Source organism: Marinilabilia rubra (assembly GCF_003121985.1).
Classification (GTDB): domain Bacteria; phylum Bacteroidota; class Bacteroidia; order Bacteroidales; family Marinilabiliaceae; genus Marinilabilia; species Marinilabilia rubra.
Window position 1 is genome coordinate 440476 of record NZ_QEWP01000001.1, and the last position, 17274, is coordinate 457749.

General features: G+C 42.7%; 11 protein-coding genes. 2 read left to right on the top strand and 9 right to left on the bottom strand.

Annotated elements, in window-relative coordinates:
• Positions 1–12: 12 nt before the first annotated feature.
• The 5 genes from DDZ16_RS01815 to DDZ16_RS01835 all read right to left on the bottom strand — a co-directional run bounded on the left by DDZ16_RS01815 (position 13) and on the right by DDZ16_RS01835 (position 7603).
• Entirely contained in the window at positions 13–540 is a 528-nt protein-coding gene (locus DDZ16_RS01815) for a TlpA family protein disulfide reductase (RefSeq protein ID WP_109262917.1), read from the bottom strand.
• Positions 541–827: 287 nt separating this feature from the next.
• Complete coding sequence (gene murA / locus DDZ16_RS01820) at positions 828–2132, bottom strand: UDP-N-acetylglucosamine 1-carboxyvinyltransferase (protein ID WP_109262705.1); 1305 nt, start codon at positions 2130–2132, stop codon at positions 828–830.
• Between the two features lie 29 nt (positions 2133–2161).
• A complete protein-coding gene (locus DDZ16_RS01825) occupies positions 2162–2764 on the bottom strand; it encodes a DUF4290 domain-containing protein (protein ID WP_109262706.1) in 603 nt (200 codons plus the stop codon).
• Positions 2765–3081: 317 nt separating this feature from the next.
• Positions 3082–5388, bottom strand: coding sequence for an ATP-dependent helicase (locus DDZ16_RS01830; RefSeq protein WP_109262918.1), 2307 nt, complete (start codon positions 5386–5388; stop codon positions 3082–3084).
• Positions 5389–5428: 40 nt separating this feature from the next.
• Positions 5429–7603 (bottom strand): alpha-L-fucosidase, encoded by a 2175-nt coding sequence (locus DDZ16_RS01835; protein ID WP_109262707.1) that lies wholly within the window; start codon positions 7601–7603, stop codon positions 5429–5431.
• Positions 7604–8016: 413 nt separating this feature from the next.
• On the opposite strand from DDZ16_RS01835, the gene DDZ16_RS01840 reads away from it, so the two are divergent.
• Both DDZ16_RS01840 and DDZ16_RS01845 read left to right on the top strand, forming a co-directional pair.
• Positions 8017–9324 carry a T9SS type B sorting domain-containing protein gene (locus DDZ16_RS01840; protein ID WP_232526526.1) on the top strand — a complete coding sequence of 436 codons (1308 nt, stop codon included), beginning with the start codon at positions 8017–8019 and terminating at the stop codon, positions 9322–9324.
• A gap of 449 nt (positions 9325–9773) precedes the next feature.
• Positions 9774–10706, top strand: a complete 933-nt coding sequence (locus DDZ16_RS01845; protein WP_109262708.1) for an NYN domain-containing protein — start codon at positions 9774–9776, stop codon at positions 10704–10706.
• Positions 10707–10768: 62 nt separating this feature from the next.
• On the opposite strand, the gene DDZ16_RS01850 is transcribed toward DDZ16_RS01845, so the two are convergent.
• The 4 genes from DDZ16_RS01850 to DDZ16_RS01865 all read right to left on the bottom strand — a co-directional run bounded on the left by DDZ16_RS01850 (position 10769) and on the right by DDZ16_RS01865 (position 17209).
• Positions 10769–11350: a nitroreductase family protein gene (locus tag DDZ16_RS01850; protein ID WP_109262920.1), complete on the bottom strand. Its 582-nt coding sequence runs from the start codon at positions 11348–11350 to the stop codon at positions 10769–10771.
• Between the two features lie 91 nt (positions 11351–11441).
• Positions 11442–12017, bottom strand: coding sequence for a superoxide dismutase (locus tag DDZ16_RS01855; RefSeq protein WP_109262709.1), 576 nt, complete (start codon positions 12015–12017; stop codon positions 11442–11444).
• A 166-nt stretch (positions 12018–12183) separates the two neighbouring features.
• Positions 12184–13260, bottom strand: coding sequence for a PorP/SprF family type IX secretion system membrane protein (locus tag DDZ16_RS01860; RefSeq protein ID WP_109262710.1), 1077 nt, complete (start codon positions 13258–13260; stop codon positions 12184–12186).
• A 40-nt stretch (positions 13261–13300) separates the two neighbouring features.
• Complete coding sequence (locus DDZ16_RS01865; RefSeq protein WP_109262711.1) at positions 13301–17209, bottom strand: PKD domain-containing protein; 3909 nt, start codon at positions 17207–17209, stop codon at positions 13301–13303.
• Between the last annotated feature and the right edge of the window lie 65 nt (positions 17210–17274).

Below are 17274 nucleotides of genomic sequence, written 5' to 3' on the forward strand. Positions count from 1 at the left end.
TTATTTAAGCAGTTACTGTTGCAGTCTTGCCAATGTTTCGTCTATTTTTTCCATGTTCTTTGAAACTGAAACAATTCTGCCATGGCCATCAACCAGATAATTGGTCATGTCTTCAGTTGTTTGAAATTTCTTTGCAATTTCAGAATTACGACCTTTAAAATTGCAGATGTGATACATCTCATTTAGTTGATCCCTCTTAATAACCTGCATTAAGGGAGATTTAAATCTGTCAAGTGAAATACTGACAATGACAAAATCTTTTCCATTTAGAAATTTGTGATTGTTGTATTTCCTGATGAGTTCCTTTTTAGCGGAACTCTCAACTCTGGACGGAGCATCGTAGGATGCCCAAAAGTCCAGCAGGACCATTTTCCCCTTGAGGCTGTCTGTTGTGAAAGCGGTGCCATCAAGTAAAGGCTGGTTTATGGAAGGAATCTTATTCCCTACTTGTAATCCATCTCTTGGTTCCGGAGAACCATTAATAAAGGAAAGGAATACAAATCCAGCTAAAATGGTAATTAATAGTAACTTGTTCCTCATAAGCATAGTCTTTCCCTTTGTTGCTATAGCACAAAGTTTCAACAATTATTTTGGACTGATCAAAGTTTTTCGATGAACAAACAATATTGAGTGACCAGTGGGTTTAATTTGACTACAAAGCTATGCTGTAAAACAGGAAAAAAGGAAGGCTGTTTTCTTGGAGTTTTGAGAAAAAATGTTAATTTATGTGCTTTTGATATCTAAGTCGCATTAAAACAGTCTTTTGGGTCGTGGTTAAAAGACCGTAAAAAAAGAAAAAAGAAGGTGATTAATAAAGAACTTATTCTTTAAATGCGTTTTATTCTTGCTCCTAAACGGCTTAATCTTTCATCAATTTTCTCATATCCACGGTCAATTTGCTCAATATTGTGGATGATACTTTTTCCTTTTGCTGAAAGTGCCGCAATTAACAGAGCCACCCCGGCTCTGATATCCGGAGATGTCATTACACTGCCTCTCAGAGGTGTTTCCTGATTGAGTCCTATAACGGTTGCCCGGTGAGGATCGCAAAGTATTATTCTGGCCCCCATGTCTATTAGTTTATCAACAAAAAAGAGGCGGCTTTCAAACATTTTTTGGTGGATAAGCACACTGCCATTTGCCTGGGTGGCTACTACCAGAAATACACTCAATAAATCCGGGGTAAGTCCCGGCCAGGGGGCATCGGCAATAGTCATGATAGACCCGTCAATGAAGGTTTCTATGGCATATTTTTGTTTTGGGGGAATGTAAATTTCGTCTTTACTTATGTGCATATTTATGCCCATTCGGCGGAAAGCCAGTGGTATTATTCCCAAGTGATCGGTAGCGGCATCTTTAATGGTTATTTCGCTGCCAGTCATGGCTGCCAAGCCAATAAAACTGCCAATTTCTATCATATCCGGCAGAATTCTGTGGGTGCAACCGTTAAGATCTTTGACGCCTTCTATGGTAAGCAAATTGGAACCTATACCAATTATTTTAGCTCCCATGGAAACAAGCATGCGACATAATTGCTGAATGTATGGTTCGCAAGCCGCATTGTAAATAGTCGTGGTTCCAGGTGCCAGAACAGCAGCCATTATGATATTTGCGGTTCCTGTAACAGAGGCTTCATCGAGCAACATGTTAGCCCCTTTCAGGTGTCCTGCATGAACGGTGTAAAAGATTTCTTCCGAATCAAAATCAAATGTGGCACCCAGCTTCTCAAAACCAAAGAAATGAGTGTCCATCCTGCGACGGCCTATTTTGTCACCTCCGGGTTTTGGGAAAAATGCTTTGCCAAAACGCGCAAGCAAGGGCCCCATGATCATTATGGAACCTCTCAATGAGGAAGCCCGGGTTCTGAATTCTTTCGTTTTGAGGTAATCCGGTTTAATTATTTCAGCTTTGAAGCTACATGTTTGAGACGATTGACGATTTATTTGAACTCCAAGATCTTTTAACAGGTCGATGAGGTTGTTGACATCCAGTATGTCTGGCAAATTATCAATAGTAATCTCGTCTTTGCTGAGAAGGGTGGCACAAATCACCTGCAATGCTTCATTTTTTGCACCTTGAGGTGTGATCTCACCTTTCAGGGGTTGTCCACCTTGCACTTCAAAACTGTTCATATTTCGGAGAATGAATTGGGGGTCAGCTACTAATTGCTTTTGCGAATGAATTTTTTTCGAGGCCTGTTGTGGTTGGTGTTACTCTGCACTTCCCGAAAATCAGAAATCTTTGGTTGGCCTTCAATCTTGATTTTTCCCTTAGATAAGCGCTCAATGTCATTCAGGATGCGGTCATCGTTAGCATTGTCTTTATTCCAGTTGGAAAGAGACTTTTTCATGTGGTTTCCAATCAGCATGATGAGGTGACGCTTTAACGGCCCTTCTTCCATTTCAGAAGCTTCTTTGATCATTTGTTCTACAAGCCTGCCGTAATGTTTGAAGGTCATGTTTCCCTGATTGTAGTGAATGGGATCCGGTTTGGCCTGAAAGTTCTCCGGTGCCGGTGGATCGTAAGGATAATCAATATCCAGTTTGAAATCTGCCATTATGGCTAAGTGATCCCATAATTTGTGCTTGAAGTCGCTTACATCGCGCAAATGCGGGAAAAGATTTCCCATAACCCCGATGATGGCCCGTGCAAAGCGGGTCCTTTCATCTTTGTCTTCTATGGTACAGGCATGATCTACCATTTTCTGAATATGGCGGCCATACTCAGGTAATACCAATTTCTTTCTGTTCGAATTGTAATCCATTTTTATAAGAAATGTTTGACTTTCTTTTGATTCCCTGTATTGATTTGCCTAAGGGATTTTGTGTTTAGTTAATCGAAATTTTCCGAAACTATTATTTCCGGAGGGTAATGTGGTTTTTAGTATTTTGTGGGTCCCTGGTGATAAAAAAAAATTATCCGGGGCCAAAGGGTCATGGCATTTTGAGACCTGCAAATATCGGTTTTCGGTTTAAATAATTTGCATTTATCAGGATAAAATTTCGAGGGACAAAACGCTTACTGGTAAGTAAAGCTGTAAAAAAAAGTTGTAATCCTTTGAAGCCTAATTGTATTGCAAATTTAAGAGATTATTTTAAGTTTGGCAAATTTAAGTAATAATTGTTTCTGTCCTGCATTTTTAAAAAATACGGTTGCTTTAATGTTTGGGGCATTTCCCTCTAAATGAAGTACCTTGCCGTGGCCGAAGCGTTCGTGCTCAACCATCACGCCTGGTTGGATTTGATTTGGAGCAGCCAAATCCCGGCTGTTGAATTTTGGTTCAGGTCTGTTGTTCTGCAATACTTTTCCGGAGAAATTAACTTTTTTCTTTTCCGGTGTTTCGTCTTCCAGATTGAATTTTCGCCTGGTTGTTTTTCCCATTCCCGGCATTCCGGGTTTGGGTTTGGCAAAGCTTTGGCTTTCTTCCGGGATGTTTAAGTATTGTTGATCGATCTCTCCTAAAAAGCGGCTGGGACGGGCAAATGTTAATTCTCCGAATTTATATCGACTCCTTGAGCAGGTTAGTGTTGCTCTCTCCTCGGCTCTGGTAAGGGCAACATAAAATAAACGCCGTTCTTCTTCCAATCCGGGTTCAGTGGTGGAGGCCATTCCGGATGGGAATAGCCCTTCTTCAACCCCGACGATGTAAACATTCTTGAATTCCAGTCCTTTTGCAGCATGGATAGTCATCAGTGTTACTTTATTGATGTCGTCAGAGGAATCGTTATCCTGATCGGTTAAAAGGGATACTTCTTCCAGAAAGTCCACCAGCCCATTGTCCTCTCCGCCTTCCTGGCGTTCATCCGAAAACTCTCTGATGGCATTGAACAGCTCCTCCAGGTTTTCAAGTCTTGTTTGACTTTCGTGAGATTTGTCTGTGTGAAGCTCTTTTAATATCCCACTTTGAGTGGCAATTTCATTGGTAATGTCAAATGCTGACATGTTTGGCACCTGACTGATAAATCCACCAATTAAAGTGGAGAAACTGCTCAATTTTTTAAGAATCCCCGAATTAAACCCGGCATTGGGCAATCCGGGATTGGTGATCACCTCCCATAAACTCACATCGTGTTGACTGGCAATGGCCTCCAGTTTTTCCATCGTGGTTTTGCCAATGCCTCTGGCCGGATAATTGATGATTCTTTTTAGCGCTTCGGAATCTTTCGGGTTGATGGTTACCCGGAGATACGCCAGGAGGTCTTTGATTTCTTTCCTCTGGTAGAAGGAGAGACCTCCATATATTTTATAAGGTATATTCTTTTTACGCAGTGCTTCCTCAAAAATCCTTGACTGGGCATTGGTGCGATACAGGATCGCAAAATCTTTATACTGACATTGATGACGCAGACGGGTTTCGTTAATGTCATTAATGACAATAAAACCTTCATCCACATCAGAGTGGGCCTGTATCATGTTGATTTTTTGACCTTCGTCTTTTTGTGAAAAAACGGTTTTTTGTATTTGTTTGTCATTTCGGGCAATGATGCTGTTTGCTGCGTTGACAATCGTCCGGGTGGAGCGGTAATTTTGTTCCAGCTTAAACAGTTTATAGCCTTGATAATCATTGCGGAAGTTGAGTATGTTTTCAATTTTAGCGCCTCTGAAGCTGTAAATGCTTTGGGCATCGTCTCCTACAACACAAATGTTTTTGTATTTTTCCGCAAGCTTTCGGGTAATGAGATATTGAGAAAAGTTTGTATCCTGGTACTCATCTACCAGAATATATTTAAAACGTTCCTGGTATTTAGCCAGAACATCCGGATGATCTCGAAAAAGCAGATTGGTATTTAAGAGCAAATCATCAAAGTCCATGGCTCCGGCCTTTTTGCATTCACTCATGTACTTTTGATATATTTCCGGCATCCTGGGGATTCTGGATGCAGCATCGGCAGTTGTACGCTGTGCATCTCGCGCATAAACAGGCGGAATGATCAGATCATTTTTGGCTGCTGAGATACGTCCTAATACAGTTCCTGTTTTATATGCTTTCTCCTTGTTCAGTTTCATGTTTTTGAGAATGCTGTTGACAAGGCTTTTGGAATCGGTTGTGTCGTATATTGTGAAACTGCTTGGAAAACCAGCATGTTCTGCTTCTACCCTCAGGATTTTGGCAAAAACAGAGTGAAAGGTTCCCATCCATAGCTTGGAGGCCACTTCCTGTCCTACTATTTGGCCAATTCTTTCTTTCATTTCCCTGGCGGCTTTGTTGGTGAATGTAAGTGCCAGGATAGACCAGGGAGCTACACCTTGCCTCAGAAGATGGGCAATTCTGTATGTCAGAACACGGGTTTTGCCGGATCCTGCTCCCGCTATCACCAGGGATGGGCCGTCCGTGTTGAGAACAGCTTCTTTTTGAGCTTCGTTTAATTGTTCTAAGTAATTTTCCACAAAAAATTCCGGTTTTCGAGACATCGAATATAGGGATTCTTTAATTTTTTGATGTCAATGTGATCGAAAAATCAGTCAGGCCAATATCCTCATGCCTGAGTTCGTCTGTGCCCTTATCCAGTTCAATGAACTCTGCATCGGCAGGTATGGAAACCGACTGTGTCATCCACATTGCATCAGGTTTGGGGCTAAGTTTAAAATAGTTTTGATTACCTAGCCTGTTGTAATTTTTTACGAGAAGGATGTTTTTCCCTTTTTTCAGGTCAAGAATCAATTCTCTTGCCATGGGTTCCCCGGGCCTTGAATTGACTGTTAAAATTATCTGCTTTTTGTTAAGCCAGACTTGCAAACCGTCATTTGCCCTTATTTCGTAACAAAATTTCTGGGCGTTTTCAGATTCAATTTCCAGATAATAGTATTTTGCATTTAGCGGCAACGGTAAAAATGGATCTTTCTTGTCAGGGTTTATGCCCATCCACGGAGAGTTAGACATTTGAAGCCGGTTGTTGCCATTGGGATTAATATGAACTTTCTTAAGACAGCCGTAAAAGGGTGGTGTCTGAAATATCTTCCCGGTTTCAATGGTGTCATTCTCAGAGCGGATTAGCTTTTCCGGTTTCCCGTTTAATTTGAGTTTTATGGTGTCGGTTGCAGTTTTTAATGTCAATTCTTTTCCCTGAGATTGCGGGTTGAAGTGCAGTTTTCCCCGAAGGTTTTCATCTGAAATAACATTCCATTTGAGGCCAACAATTGAGGGAATATTTGTGCTTTTGTCCATTCCTGAAATGCTGCGATGTTTGATGGCGTTATCGATATCCAGAATAATCGTATCAGCCGATGAAACGGAAATTGGACTTTCTGTTAATTCACTAACAGGGTTTTCAAAAGAAATTTCCAGGACAGGCAGTTGCATTGGGTCTGCCATGGCGGGTGAGGTCCACTCAATAATATGGGTTTGCCCCATTTGTCTGAAATCAGGTTCAATGCCACTACCCAAAAACTGAACCGACTCAATTTTGTTTTCAAAACCGGATAGCCGGATGGCTTTGTTTGTTGGAACCCTTAGCACAAAAACATAGAGTTTGTTGTTTTTAAATGTAAGATGCCAGTTTGGGTTTGAACGATGAAGTGGATTTTGCCTGGTTCCGAAAATGGCTTCGCGATTTACCTTTATCCAGCGTCCCATATGCTTTATTATTTCCTCTTCGGTTTCAGAAAAGGAGCCATCAGCTTTTGGTCCAAGGTTAAACGCAAAATTTCCCCCTTCGGAGATTACCTGAACCATCTCACGGACTTTTTTCCTTGCAATACTTAATGCATCCTGATTGTCAGTCTGCTTGTGGAAGGAGAGTGTGTTTTTAAAGGCAGATGATCTTTTTATCCATGGAACGGAGAGTGAATGTTCGTGGCTTTGGTTAAATTCGGTGGCGATGAAATCTCCAAGATCATTGCCAATTCCATTGCTGATGAGACATTCCGGTTGCTTTTCTTTGATGAGTTTTTTAAGCTCACGGCTTTGTTTGGTTGTATTGATTCCGGAATGAAAGTATACCTCTGAAATGGGTCCGTAATTGGACATCAGTTCCTCCAGTTGGGCAAGGTTGGTTTGGTGATGTTCCGGTGATACCGGATTGTTCTGCTTGTCAGTCATTGGGAAGGCTACCGGTAAATGCCAGTCTGTTAGCGAGAAGCTTATGCCAAAGTTCATATTGGCTTTTTCGCAGGCACTAGCCATTTCTGCAATTAAGTCTGCATTTAAAGGGGTGAAATCAACCGAGTTGAATTTTGTAGTTTTTGTACCGAACAAGCAAAATCCATCGTGATGTTTGGCAGTGAAAATAATGGTTTTATACCCCGTGTCCCGGGCGATATTGATGATATTTTGAGCATCCCATTTTTGGGGATCAAACTCTCTTACCATTCGTTCGTACTGATTGAGAAAGATACCTGAATTGGCCCAAATGTCTTCAGCCGGGCCATCAGTCAATCTGCCTTGCCATTGGCCTTCAAGCTGGGAGTAAGCGCCAAAGTGCACAAACAAGGTCAATTTATCGTTTTTCCAATCGGAGTAATCTTTTTTTTGGTCCAGGTTCGCAGACTCCTGTTCTCCTGATGTTGATTTTCCGGCATCATTCCGGGAGCACTGAGATGAGAGTAATCCGATAAGAAGGATTAAAAAATAAGATTTGACGGCTTTTAAATATTTGTTTGTCATTGGTGAACAAGTTGTTTTATATGTATTGGCTGCCAGATTTTTTATTAATCAGATGTTAAAGCCCCAGGGATTTGATTGTCGCCAAGTTGATATTATTGCCGGCATCCATGCAAGTTCCCTGTCTCCTGAAATCTGATGATCGATTGATATGGGTCAAAGATAAGAAATCCTGTGCGATGGTAAGTGAAATGCACCTGCAGGATTTGTTTTTATAAGGGATTAACAATTTTCTGATCACCAAATACGTTAATTTATTGTAATTTCGTAGTTCTGATGCAATAATTGTCATCTAATTTGTGCCGGTCTATAAAATCGGCTTTGAAACTGAGGAGTCATGTTTCTGGTCAGAAGGTTCCAGTTGCAATCCCGAGGCTTCGGGAGCGAAGGCCCCAAAAGCGATTTTACTCATGTAAATGAGCATTTTGGGGGCAAGTGTAACGCAGCAAATGGGGCTTTATGGACAGACACTTCTAATTAAGGAGTATTTTGTTAAGAATTCGTTTTCAATGATCAATATGCATAAGCTTTTTACTTTTTTACTTTTTTGTGTTTTTGTGCCCTTTTCAGTAAGTGCGCAGCTGTCCGCTGATGGTGCCTATATTGTGGAAACTGATTATGCTTCCACGGTGGAAAATGATGTGGTTTTTTGCTTTCCTTCCACTTCAACCATGACTATCAGGCATGAAAATGCATCTGCAGGAGCGGTTTATAGTTGGTATCGTTATGATGAGGAAAACAACAGCTGGAGCAATCCTTTGACTGAATCCAGTGCTCAATTGACAGTGTTGTCGCCCGGAGGGTACAGGGTTGTTGTACAGGATGGTGGCAGGGAGACTGAGGAAAGGTGTTGGGTATATAATTCACAGGCTATTCGGAGTGTTTCTCTTCAGGTTGTTTATGATGATTGCTATGGAGTTGATTTGGAGGCATCTGTAGACCGTGTTCCGTTGGTTTATTACGATCCGCTGGATGGAACCGAAGGAACTGTGGACTATAATCTGACTTATTCCTGGAAAACCACTCCTGCCGGGGATGAGCAGCATATAGGCAACCCCGTTTCTTTTGATGCACCCTATGAAAATGTATCTTATGGTGTCACTGTGGCGGATCGTTTTGGCAATACAGCAGAGGGATCAATTGATTATTCTGCCATAGCCGTTAAAGCAGAGTTTGAGGTCGAAAATTTGAAAGATACTATTCAGCATGAGAGGCATTCTGAAACAGAAGGTTCCGCTCCAATAGAAATTCGATTCTTAGACCAATCATCAGGAAAGGTAAGTGCCTGGCAATGGACCTTTGGCGATGCGGGTCAATCTGTTCAGCAAAACCCGCTTTTTGTATTTTCAGAAGCTGGCACCGATAGCGTAACTTTGAGGGTTGTAAACCGTCAATCGTTATGTGAAGACCTCAGTGAACCTTTTATTGTTGTGGTTCGAGAATCGGAGCTTGAAGTGCCAAATGTGTTTACCCCAAATGGAGATGGGGTTAATGATGAGTTCAGAGTAGCCTATAAGTCCATAAAAAATTTTAATATGGTAGTCTATAGCCGTTGGGGGCGCAAGGTTTTCGAAAGTAGTGATCCCGAGCGGGGATGGGATGGAAAAGTAGGCGGTAAAATTGGTGCACCCGGGGTTTATTTTTACAATATTTCAGCCCAAGGTTACAATGAAGGCGAGTCTTATTCTAAAAAAGGTGCCGTTCATCTGATTCGGGGGAAATAGGTTAAGAAAAGATGCTTTTCTCATTTTTTTTGTTGGCGTTTTGCGTTGTGCATTAAAGGTTTTCCAGCTTGTTTTTCACATTCTGGTGTTCAGTTAAATACAGAAAATAAAAAATACTGGTATATTTTTTTTACTTTTGAATCCATTCTTCCGAATTTTGCAGAACATTATTTGAAGATAAATGTTTTTTCTCAATACCTGAAACTCTTCCTGTCAGACTATTAGAATTTTGTTATTTTAACCTTCCTGCAACACTCTGATCTGAAGAACAAAATGTTTTCAGATTATTTTGTTTTAGATCTTTTCAAAGAGATTGTATTTGAATAGAGAACTCCCCCTCCCTAATCTCTGTTTTTGGATAGCTATTGCCTCAACTCTTCCCGGACAAGGATGCACGTTATTAGAAATAAAGAATAGAGATAGAGAATATTTAAAAAGACAAACTGAGAATGCAAATTGAAAAAAACAAAGAATTGATTAGGGTAGGTGTTTTTTATGATGGAAATTACTTTTTTCATGTAAGTAACTATTATAATTATGTCCATGAGCGTCACAGCCGTATTAGCATATCGGGACTTCATGACTTTATCCGGAATAAAATAGCTGATGTTGAGTATGGGCCAAGTGGTTTTCCTCACTGTCAGATAGTGGATGCTCACTATTTCAGGAGCCGGCCGGGGGCCGCGGAAGCCAGTCAGAAAGGAAATCTCTTATACTATGACCGGGTATTTGATGATATTCTAATGTCTGAAGGTATTACAACCCACTATTTGCCTCTGAAAAATAACGGGGGTACACAGCGTTTCGATAAAAGCATTGACGTGTTGCTTGCTCTGGAAGCATTTGAGCTGGCCTTTCATAAAAGCTTTGATGTTATTGTACTGATTGCCTCGGATAGTGATTATGTGCCTTTAGCACGTAAGTTGAATTCGCTGGGAACCAGGATTATGCTTTTATCATGGGACTTTGATTACCAGGATGATTTTGGTAACCACAGGGTTACCCGTACTTCTCAGGATCTCTTGAAAGTGGTGACTTATCCTGTTTATATGGAAGAAATAATTAATGAGCCAACTCCTGAAGAGACGCTATTGGTGGAGAAGTTGTTTGTTAATAAAGAGATTTCCTCAAAGGGAAACGGGAGTGAAGTGAAAGGATCCTATTCCGAAGAAGACAATGAGGACTTTAAAGTAAGTACCATTCTTTCTGTGAAATCGGGGTATGGATTTATAAAATATCCCCCTGAGAATTTATTTTTTCACTATGAAGCTGTTGTTGGCTGTGATTTTTACGACCTTGAACCGGGAGATCAGGTACGGTTCCGGATTGTAAATAACGACAAGGGAGAAGATGTGGCGATGGATGTTGAATTAGCCACTTAGTCGCGAGATAGATAGTATAAAAGACCCCGTTAAGGATTCTTTCTTTAACGGGGTTTTTGCTTTTAACAAGAGCATTTTATAATAATTTCATCGAGAGATCTTTTGGGAACGTGATGTGTCTCTGCGTCGTCCCTCCAATATTTAACATCCTCATTCTTCACATCTTCCAGAACCACTTGCTCTCTTGGTTTCCCGAGGGCAATTACTTCAACAATCTTTAGGTGATCAGGAATGCTTAGTTTTTTTTGGAGCTTTAGTCTGTCGACAGACCCAATAATACACCCACCAAAACCTTGTTCTACCGCCCCCAGCAGAATACTTTGGATAGCAATTCCGTCGTCACAGAAATAATTGTCTGAAATCTTTGTGTCATTAAGTATGACTATGTATGCCGAAGGTCTTTCACCCGGTGCCGGACCATCCCAGTCTTTTATGTATCCGGCCCATGCCAGATGAGGGAAAATCTTTTCATTTGTTTCCGGGTCACAAGAAATAAAGTACTTCAAGGTTTGAGCATTTCGTGCCGAAGGGGACAATCGGGCCAAATCAACTAAACCTTCTAAAATGTATTCAGGAATGGTGACTTCCTGATAAAAGCGGCGGTAACTTCGATTTCGCCGTACCAGATCTTTTAAATTGGTCATTTGTTTAGTTGTTAAAAACAGAAAAAAGGGAATTTGACTGAAATTCATTACCCGGTCTGATGTGGAGACCGGATAATGAGGATTTTGGTTTCTAGAATCGCTTGCCGACGATGTCCCAATCAACACATTTCCAGAAACTCTCAATGTAATCGGGCCGTTTGTTTTGATAATCCAGATAATAAGCATGCTCCCATACATCGCATGTGAGAATGGGGGTCATTCCGTTACGCAATGGATTTCCGGCGTTGCTTTCCTTGATGATTTCAAGTTTGCCGTCGCTGTTTTTTACCAGCCAGGCCCATCCCGATCCAAAAAGAGTTTTTGCAGCTGTTGAAAACTCCTCTTTAAATTTATCGAAAGAGCCAAAAGCCTCATCAATGGCTTGCGCCAGAGGACCAGTCGGAGCATTGCCTCCCTTAGGTGAAAAAGAGGAAAAGTAGAAGGTATGGTTCCATACCTGAGCTCCGTTGTTGTAAATCCCACCATCTGCTTCTTTGATGATGGTTTCTAAATCTGCATTCTCGAACTTGGTACCTGGTACCAGGTTGTTGAGATTGTTAACATATGCCTGATGATGCTTTCCATAGTGGAATTCCAGTGTTTTCTTTGAAATGCCGGGCTCCAGGGCATCAAGTGCATAAGGTAATTGAGGAAGTGAAAAATTCATAGAATTATTATTTTTTTGGTTCGACAATCAATACATTGAAAAGACGAACTGCGAAGGTCTGGTGACCTTCAACAGTGGGGTTTTATAAGAATTTTCCCCCTCTAACAAATATAAAAAAATTCCTGAATTAATTCTGTATTTACTGTGGTTTATGCGTGGTTTTATGTTAAAAAATTCTTTTTCTTTTTTTTCTATATTTACTCTGGTTATCCTGGTCAAGCAATGGGTTGGAATAGCCCTGACATGGCACCGCCGGGCGGCGACCACGGTTGCGGAGCTTGAAATTCTGATTGAATTCGTATATAAGACTTAGTTCATGAGCTCCGGCTGAATTCCATCCAAGTCCGCTGATGGTAATGTCGTAGCTGTACCCAAAACGAATGGGGCCATGGCGATAAGACAATGAAATAATGATTGCATCCTGATTGATCTTGTTCTCCACTTCATTATTGAAGATGGGTAATCCACGATACCATACCCCAATTTCAAGCGGGTCGTTAAACCAGTAAGCCCCAATGTCAGCCTGGTTGAATTCTTGTTGATGCTGAATCCTGAAGCTTCCTGCAAAAGAGCGGTCGCCTTTTATTCTCCGTCGTTTTTCGGTCCATAAATTAACACCACCATAAAAGACATACTTTCGCGGCAGCTGCATTCGTTCGCCAAGGAAGGAGTAGTTGGGCGTGGCAAGGTGATCGGCTGTAAATCCTATCCACATTGCCGGACTATAAAAAAGAATGGAAGAAGCAAAGTCCACGTACTCTGCTTGTTCATTGGTGAGTTGATCCCATGAGCCGGAAGCTCCCCCCCCTATTTCTTCATCTGCAAACCGGAGCTTACTGAAGTCTATGGAGCGGTTGCCGTACGCAAATTGAATTGCCGGCACTACCTGCCAATTCTCAGTAAGTTGGATGTTGTATGAATATTGAAGAGCTGCTTGGGTGGTTGTTAAACCTGCTGAACCTGCTTTGTCCTGTATCAGCATTATCCCAAGGCCACTGTTGAATGAGTTGAAATAATTGTCAAATGATACTGCATAGGTGGAGAAGGCATCTTCAATGCCCGGCCATTGGTTGCGGTAATTCATTACCAGTCTGCCTCCATCTGTGGCACCTGCCAAAGAGGGACTCAGGTAGAGAGGGGAGGCGTAAAATTGCGAAAAGTGCACGTCCTGCCCCCTTACTGAAATTCCGAAAAAGGATAGAATTATCCCCAGGATGATGTATTTTTTTAATTGTTTTATCATTAATGCTCTTCTTGTTTAGCCCTTGGCATTAATTGCTTAATTATCGCAGCAGTGTTACGTCTCCTGCTTCTTCAATTCTTCTTCCGTCGCTGTACGTGGCGGTAACCCTCCAGATGTATACCCCCTGGGGGCATAGATCTTTCCGAAAATAGCCATCCCATCCCTGATGGATATCGTTGCTTTCAAAGACCAACTCGCCCCAGCGTGAATAGATTTGAAGCTTGTATTCTACTATTCCTTTTTGTACAAATGGATAAAAAACATGGTTGTTTCGTTCTCCGTAGTCGTAGTTCCCTCCCGAGGGCCCGCTTTTGTTGGGCGTAAAAGCATTAGGGAAATCAATCTCACCTCCCTGCTCGGCTTTCACTGCATCCGGAATGGTTCTTTCATCTGTGCATCCTTTTTCATTTTCCACATTAAGTGTAACATCATAGCTTCCTACATCCTGGTAGGTGTGCGTTGGAGAAAACTCTGAGGATGAATTGCCATCTCCAAAGAGCCAATGCCACATGGTTGCTCCCTGTGATCTGTTTAAGAAGGTTACGCCGTCGTTGGGAATATAAACTACTTTAGGAACGGGTTCGAAAAGGGCGACAGGAGTTTCAAATACCTCAATGGTAACATCGTCGGCAGACAGTGTTCCTCCCGGGCCATATGCTGTAAGGGTAACGGTGTAGGTGCCGGGAACCCGATAAGTATGTGTGGGCTCGGCTTCCTGTGATACTTGTCCGTCACCAAATTCCCATAGGTAGGAAGTGGCATCCAATGTGTTGTTGTAAAATGACACCATTAGCGGTGGACAGCCACTTTCATCCTGACCGTAATCTATGGCCGGAACCATGGGAAGTATAGAAGTGATTTTAGAATCGGTGGATTCACAGAAAGAACTGTAAGCCCGCAGTACTATTTCGTAATCTCCGGAAGCTTCATACAGATGTGGGGCCGGTGCCATTTCAGTTGACGTTGTGCCGTCACCAAAATTCCAGTCGTAGTTCCATGAGCCGGGAGTGTTGTTGGTCACAGAGACGGTTCGTTCAGGCATCTGTTGTTCCATTGGGGTCGCCTCGAAGCTTGTTTTCGGTGTGGGATGAACCAGAATTGTAGCAGATGCTTCTTCGATGCAGCCAAAGGAAGATGTGCCGGTAACCTTTACTTCATATGAAACATCCTGATTGGTGCTGTTCTCATAAATATGGGATGCTTGATAGGTGCCTGCTTCGGTTTGTCCATCTCCGAAATTCCAGGTGTAGTCCTTTGCTCCCGATTGGGTGTTTAATTCTGTTGCCAGAGGCGCGCATCCTTCTTCAGGAGTTGCTGTCAATTCAATATTTCTTACAGGATAAACTGATATATAGGCTGAGTGTTGATCGGTACATCCGTAGCCGTTTTCTGCGGTCAGCTCCGTGAGGAAAGACTGAACGAAATTTTCAGAATTAAGAAATGTGTGTGTTGGATTTTCTTCAATGGATTCGGTGCTGCCGTCTCCAAAACTCCAGCTGTAGGTAGTTGCTTCGGTGGAGTTATTGGTAAACGAAATTTCTAAAGGAGAACACCCTGCAAGCTCCGAAGCATTAAATATAGCTGATGGAATGGGGTTGGCAATAACTTCGTATTGTTCTTTGTCATTACACCCATAACTGTTTCTGGCATCAAGTATCACCGTGAAAGTATCCGGAATGATGCCACTTGCCTCAAAAATATGATTGGGGCTTTCAGAACTACTTGCACTTCCATCTCCAAAACTCCACTGGTAAGTGTCAGCATTGATGGAGGTGTTGTTGAATGAAATGTCCATTGGAGAGCAACCTTCATTGTTGAATGGATCAACCTGAGCTTCAGCCTGAGGGTAGAATTCCACCACTTGTTGAGCGGTTCCGGTACATCCGTTTGTTGTTGTTTCTGTCCATGTGAATGTGTACATGCCGGGAGCATCAACTGTGACATTGCTTAAGGGGTTGCTGCTGTCTGAAAAACTGCTGTTTCCGGGCCCTGAGGTAACGCTCCATTGGCCCGCAGAAAAGTCTGGAAGGGCTTCCAGTTCGGTGGTTAGTCCACATATTCCAAAATCATCACCAGACATGGGAGATGGTGTTTCTGACAGGGTAATGGTAACATTATCTGATGAGGTGCAACCATTGAGTCCCAGGGTCCATGATAATTCATATGTTCCGTAAGTGTCAGCAGTGATTGTGGCACCGGGGAGAGAACTGTCATCAAAGGCAACAGTCCCCGATCCTGAAATAACCTGCCATTGGCCTGAACTCTGGCCATCCTCATTGCCGTCAAGTTGATAGGTCAATGAGCATGCCAGATCATCGGGGCCGGCAGTGGCAACCGGTTGTTCTTTAACGATTACGGATATGTCTGTTTGATCTGAGCATCCTTTGTCATCAATTACTTCATAGGTGAAAGTAAATGTGCCAGTTTCTGTTGAGTAAAATTCAGGATTGGGCACATCTGTCGCTGAAAGCTTGTCCGTGTCTGTGCCGGTCCAGCTGTGTGATATAAAGGTTGTAGATCCTCCGGAAACGATTGGTGATAACTGGGTGGAAGTGCCTGCACAAACTTCAATAGGATTGGGGGTGAAGTCAATAGATACATCCTCTATGTCAATGGAAATATCTGCCTGATTGCTACAGCCGGTAGCATCGGTAACAATGGCGGTTAAGCTGTAACTGCCTATTGTTGAGGTATTGAACTGAGGGTCTTCTATGTCGGTTGCACTAAGGGGGGCTGTGTCCCCTGTCCATTGAATGGTGTACGGAGGCGTTCCATTGGCAATGGAGGCGTCAAGCTGAAGATCCAGTCCGGGACAAAGATATATGGATGTGCCGGGGGATACATCAATATCCGGGGCTTCCCGGACTTCAATGTCAATGCTGCCACTCGCCGAGCATCCGTAACTGTTGGAAACATCGTAAGTGATGGTATGCGTGCCCGGGCCGGCATCTATAGGGGTGAAAAGCCCTGTAGAGGGGTCTATACCCGGACCCGACCAGGTTCCTCCAGATGTGGCAGGGGTGAGAGTAAAAGCGGGATCGGTTTCACAAAAGGGGCCCGCTGGATCTATTGATCCATCCGGGATGTCAACAATCAATGCAATGGCTGTGGTGGTTACCGGGGGATTATCGCCATTAATTGGATCAGAGGGTGGTGTTGAAGGATCCTCATTGTAGGGGTTACAGGTATTCCAGTTTCGGATGGTGACTTCAAAAAAGTCACCTACATTGTAGTAATCAGGAATGTAAATGTTTTCAGACTCGGAAGGAGGTGGTAAGGGGCCTTCTGCCGGAGCAGGGTAATAATCAATGCTCCCGGAATAAGGCCATGCATGGTTGGTGCCATTGACGGTTGCATCAGTGATAGAAGTGGCACCTGTTCCATAGATCCATTGGGTCCAACGGTTCTGGTCATTTGGCGTGTCCTCTTCAATTGGGGGAGTGCAATTCCATTGGCTGACATCGATGAATTGAACGGAGCCATCGTTGCCAATACATATGGGGAAAACGTCAGGGCTGATGCTTAGCTCTCCTCCGTTTTCGTCGTCAACAGCCCATACTGTTACGAGTTGTTCCTGAACCTGACTTGTGCACCGGGTTCCATTCACTTCTAACCAGGCCCGGGTCTGGTAGTTACATTGATCGCCATCTTCAGGGTAGATGTGGTTTGCAATAACCATCCAGTCATCGGCCGCATAATTGTTGGCAGATAAGGATTCGAGGGGAGAAGTGTCACCCCAATCAATGATGATTTTAACATTGCCGGTTCCACCGTCTTTAACCCCCTGATACCTTACCTCCCAGGTGGCAGTGACCGGGGCGCAAAGCTTGTCTTGAGACATAAAATTGCCCTTCCCTGAAATGTCACATTCTTGTGCATAACCTGTTTTTGCCAAAAACAACCAAAACGTTGCGGCAACTATTAACCCTGTGAAAATATGTTTATTCATATTTGATTTTAACCCTGCTTCCTTACTTGTGAAATCCTCAAATAATAAAATATGAATTTTATCAG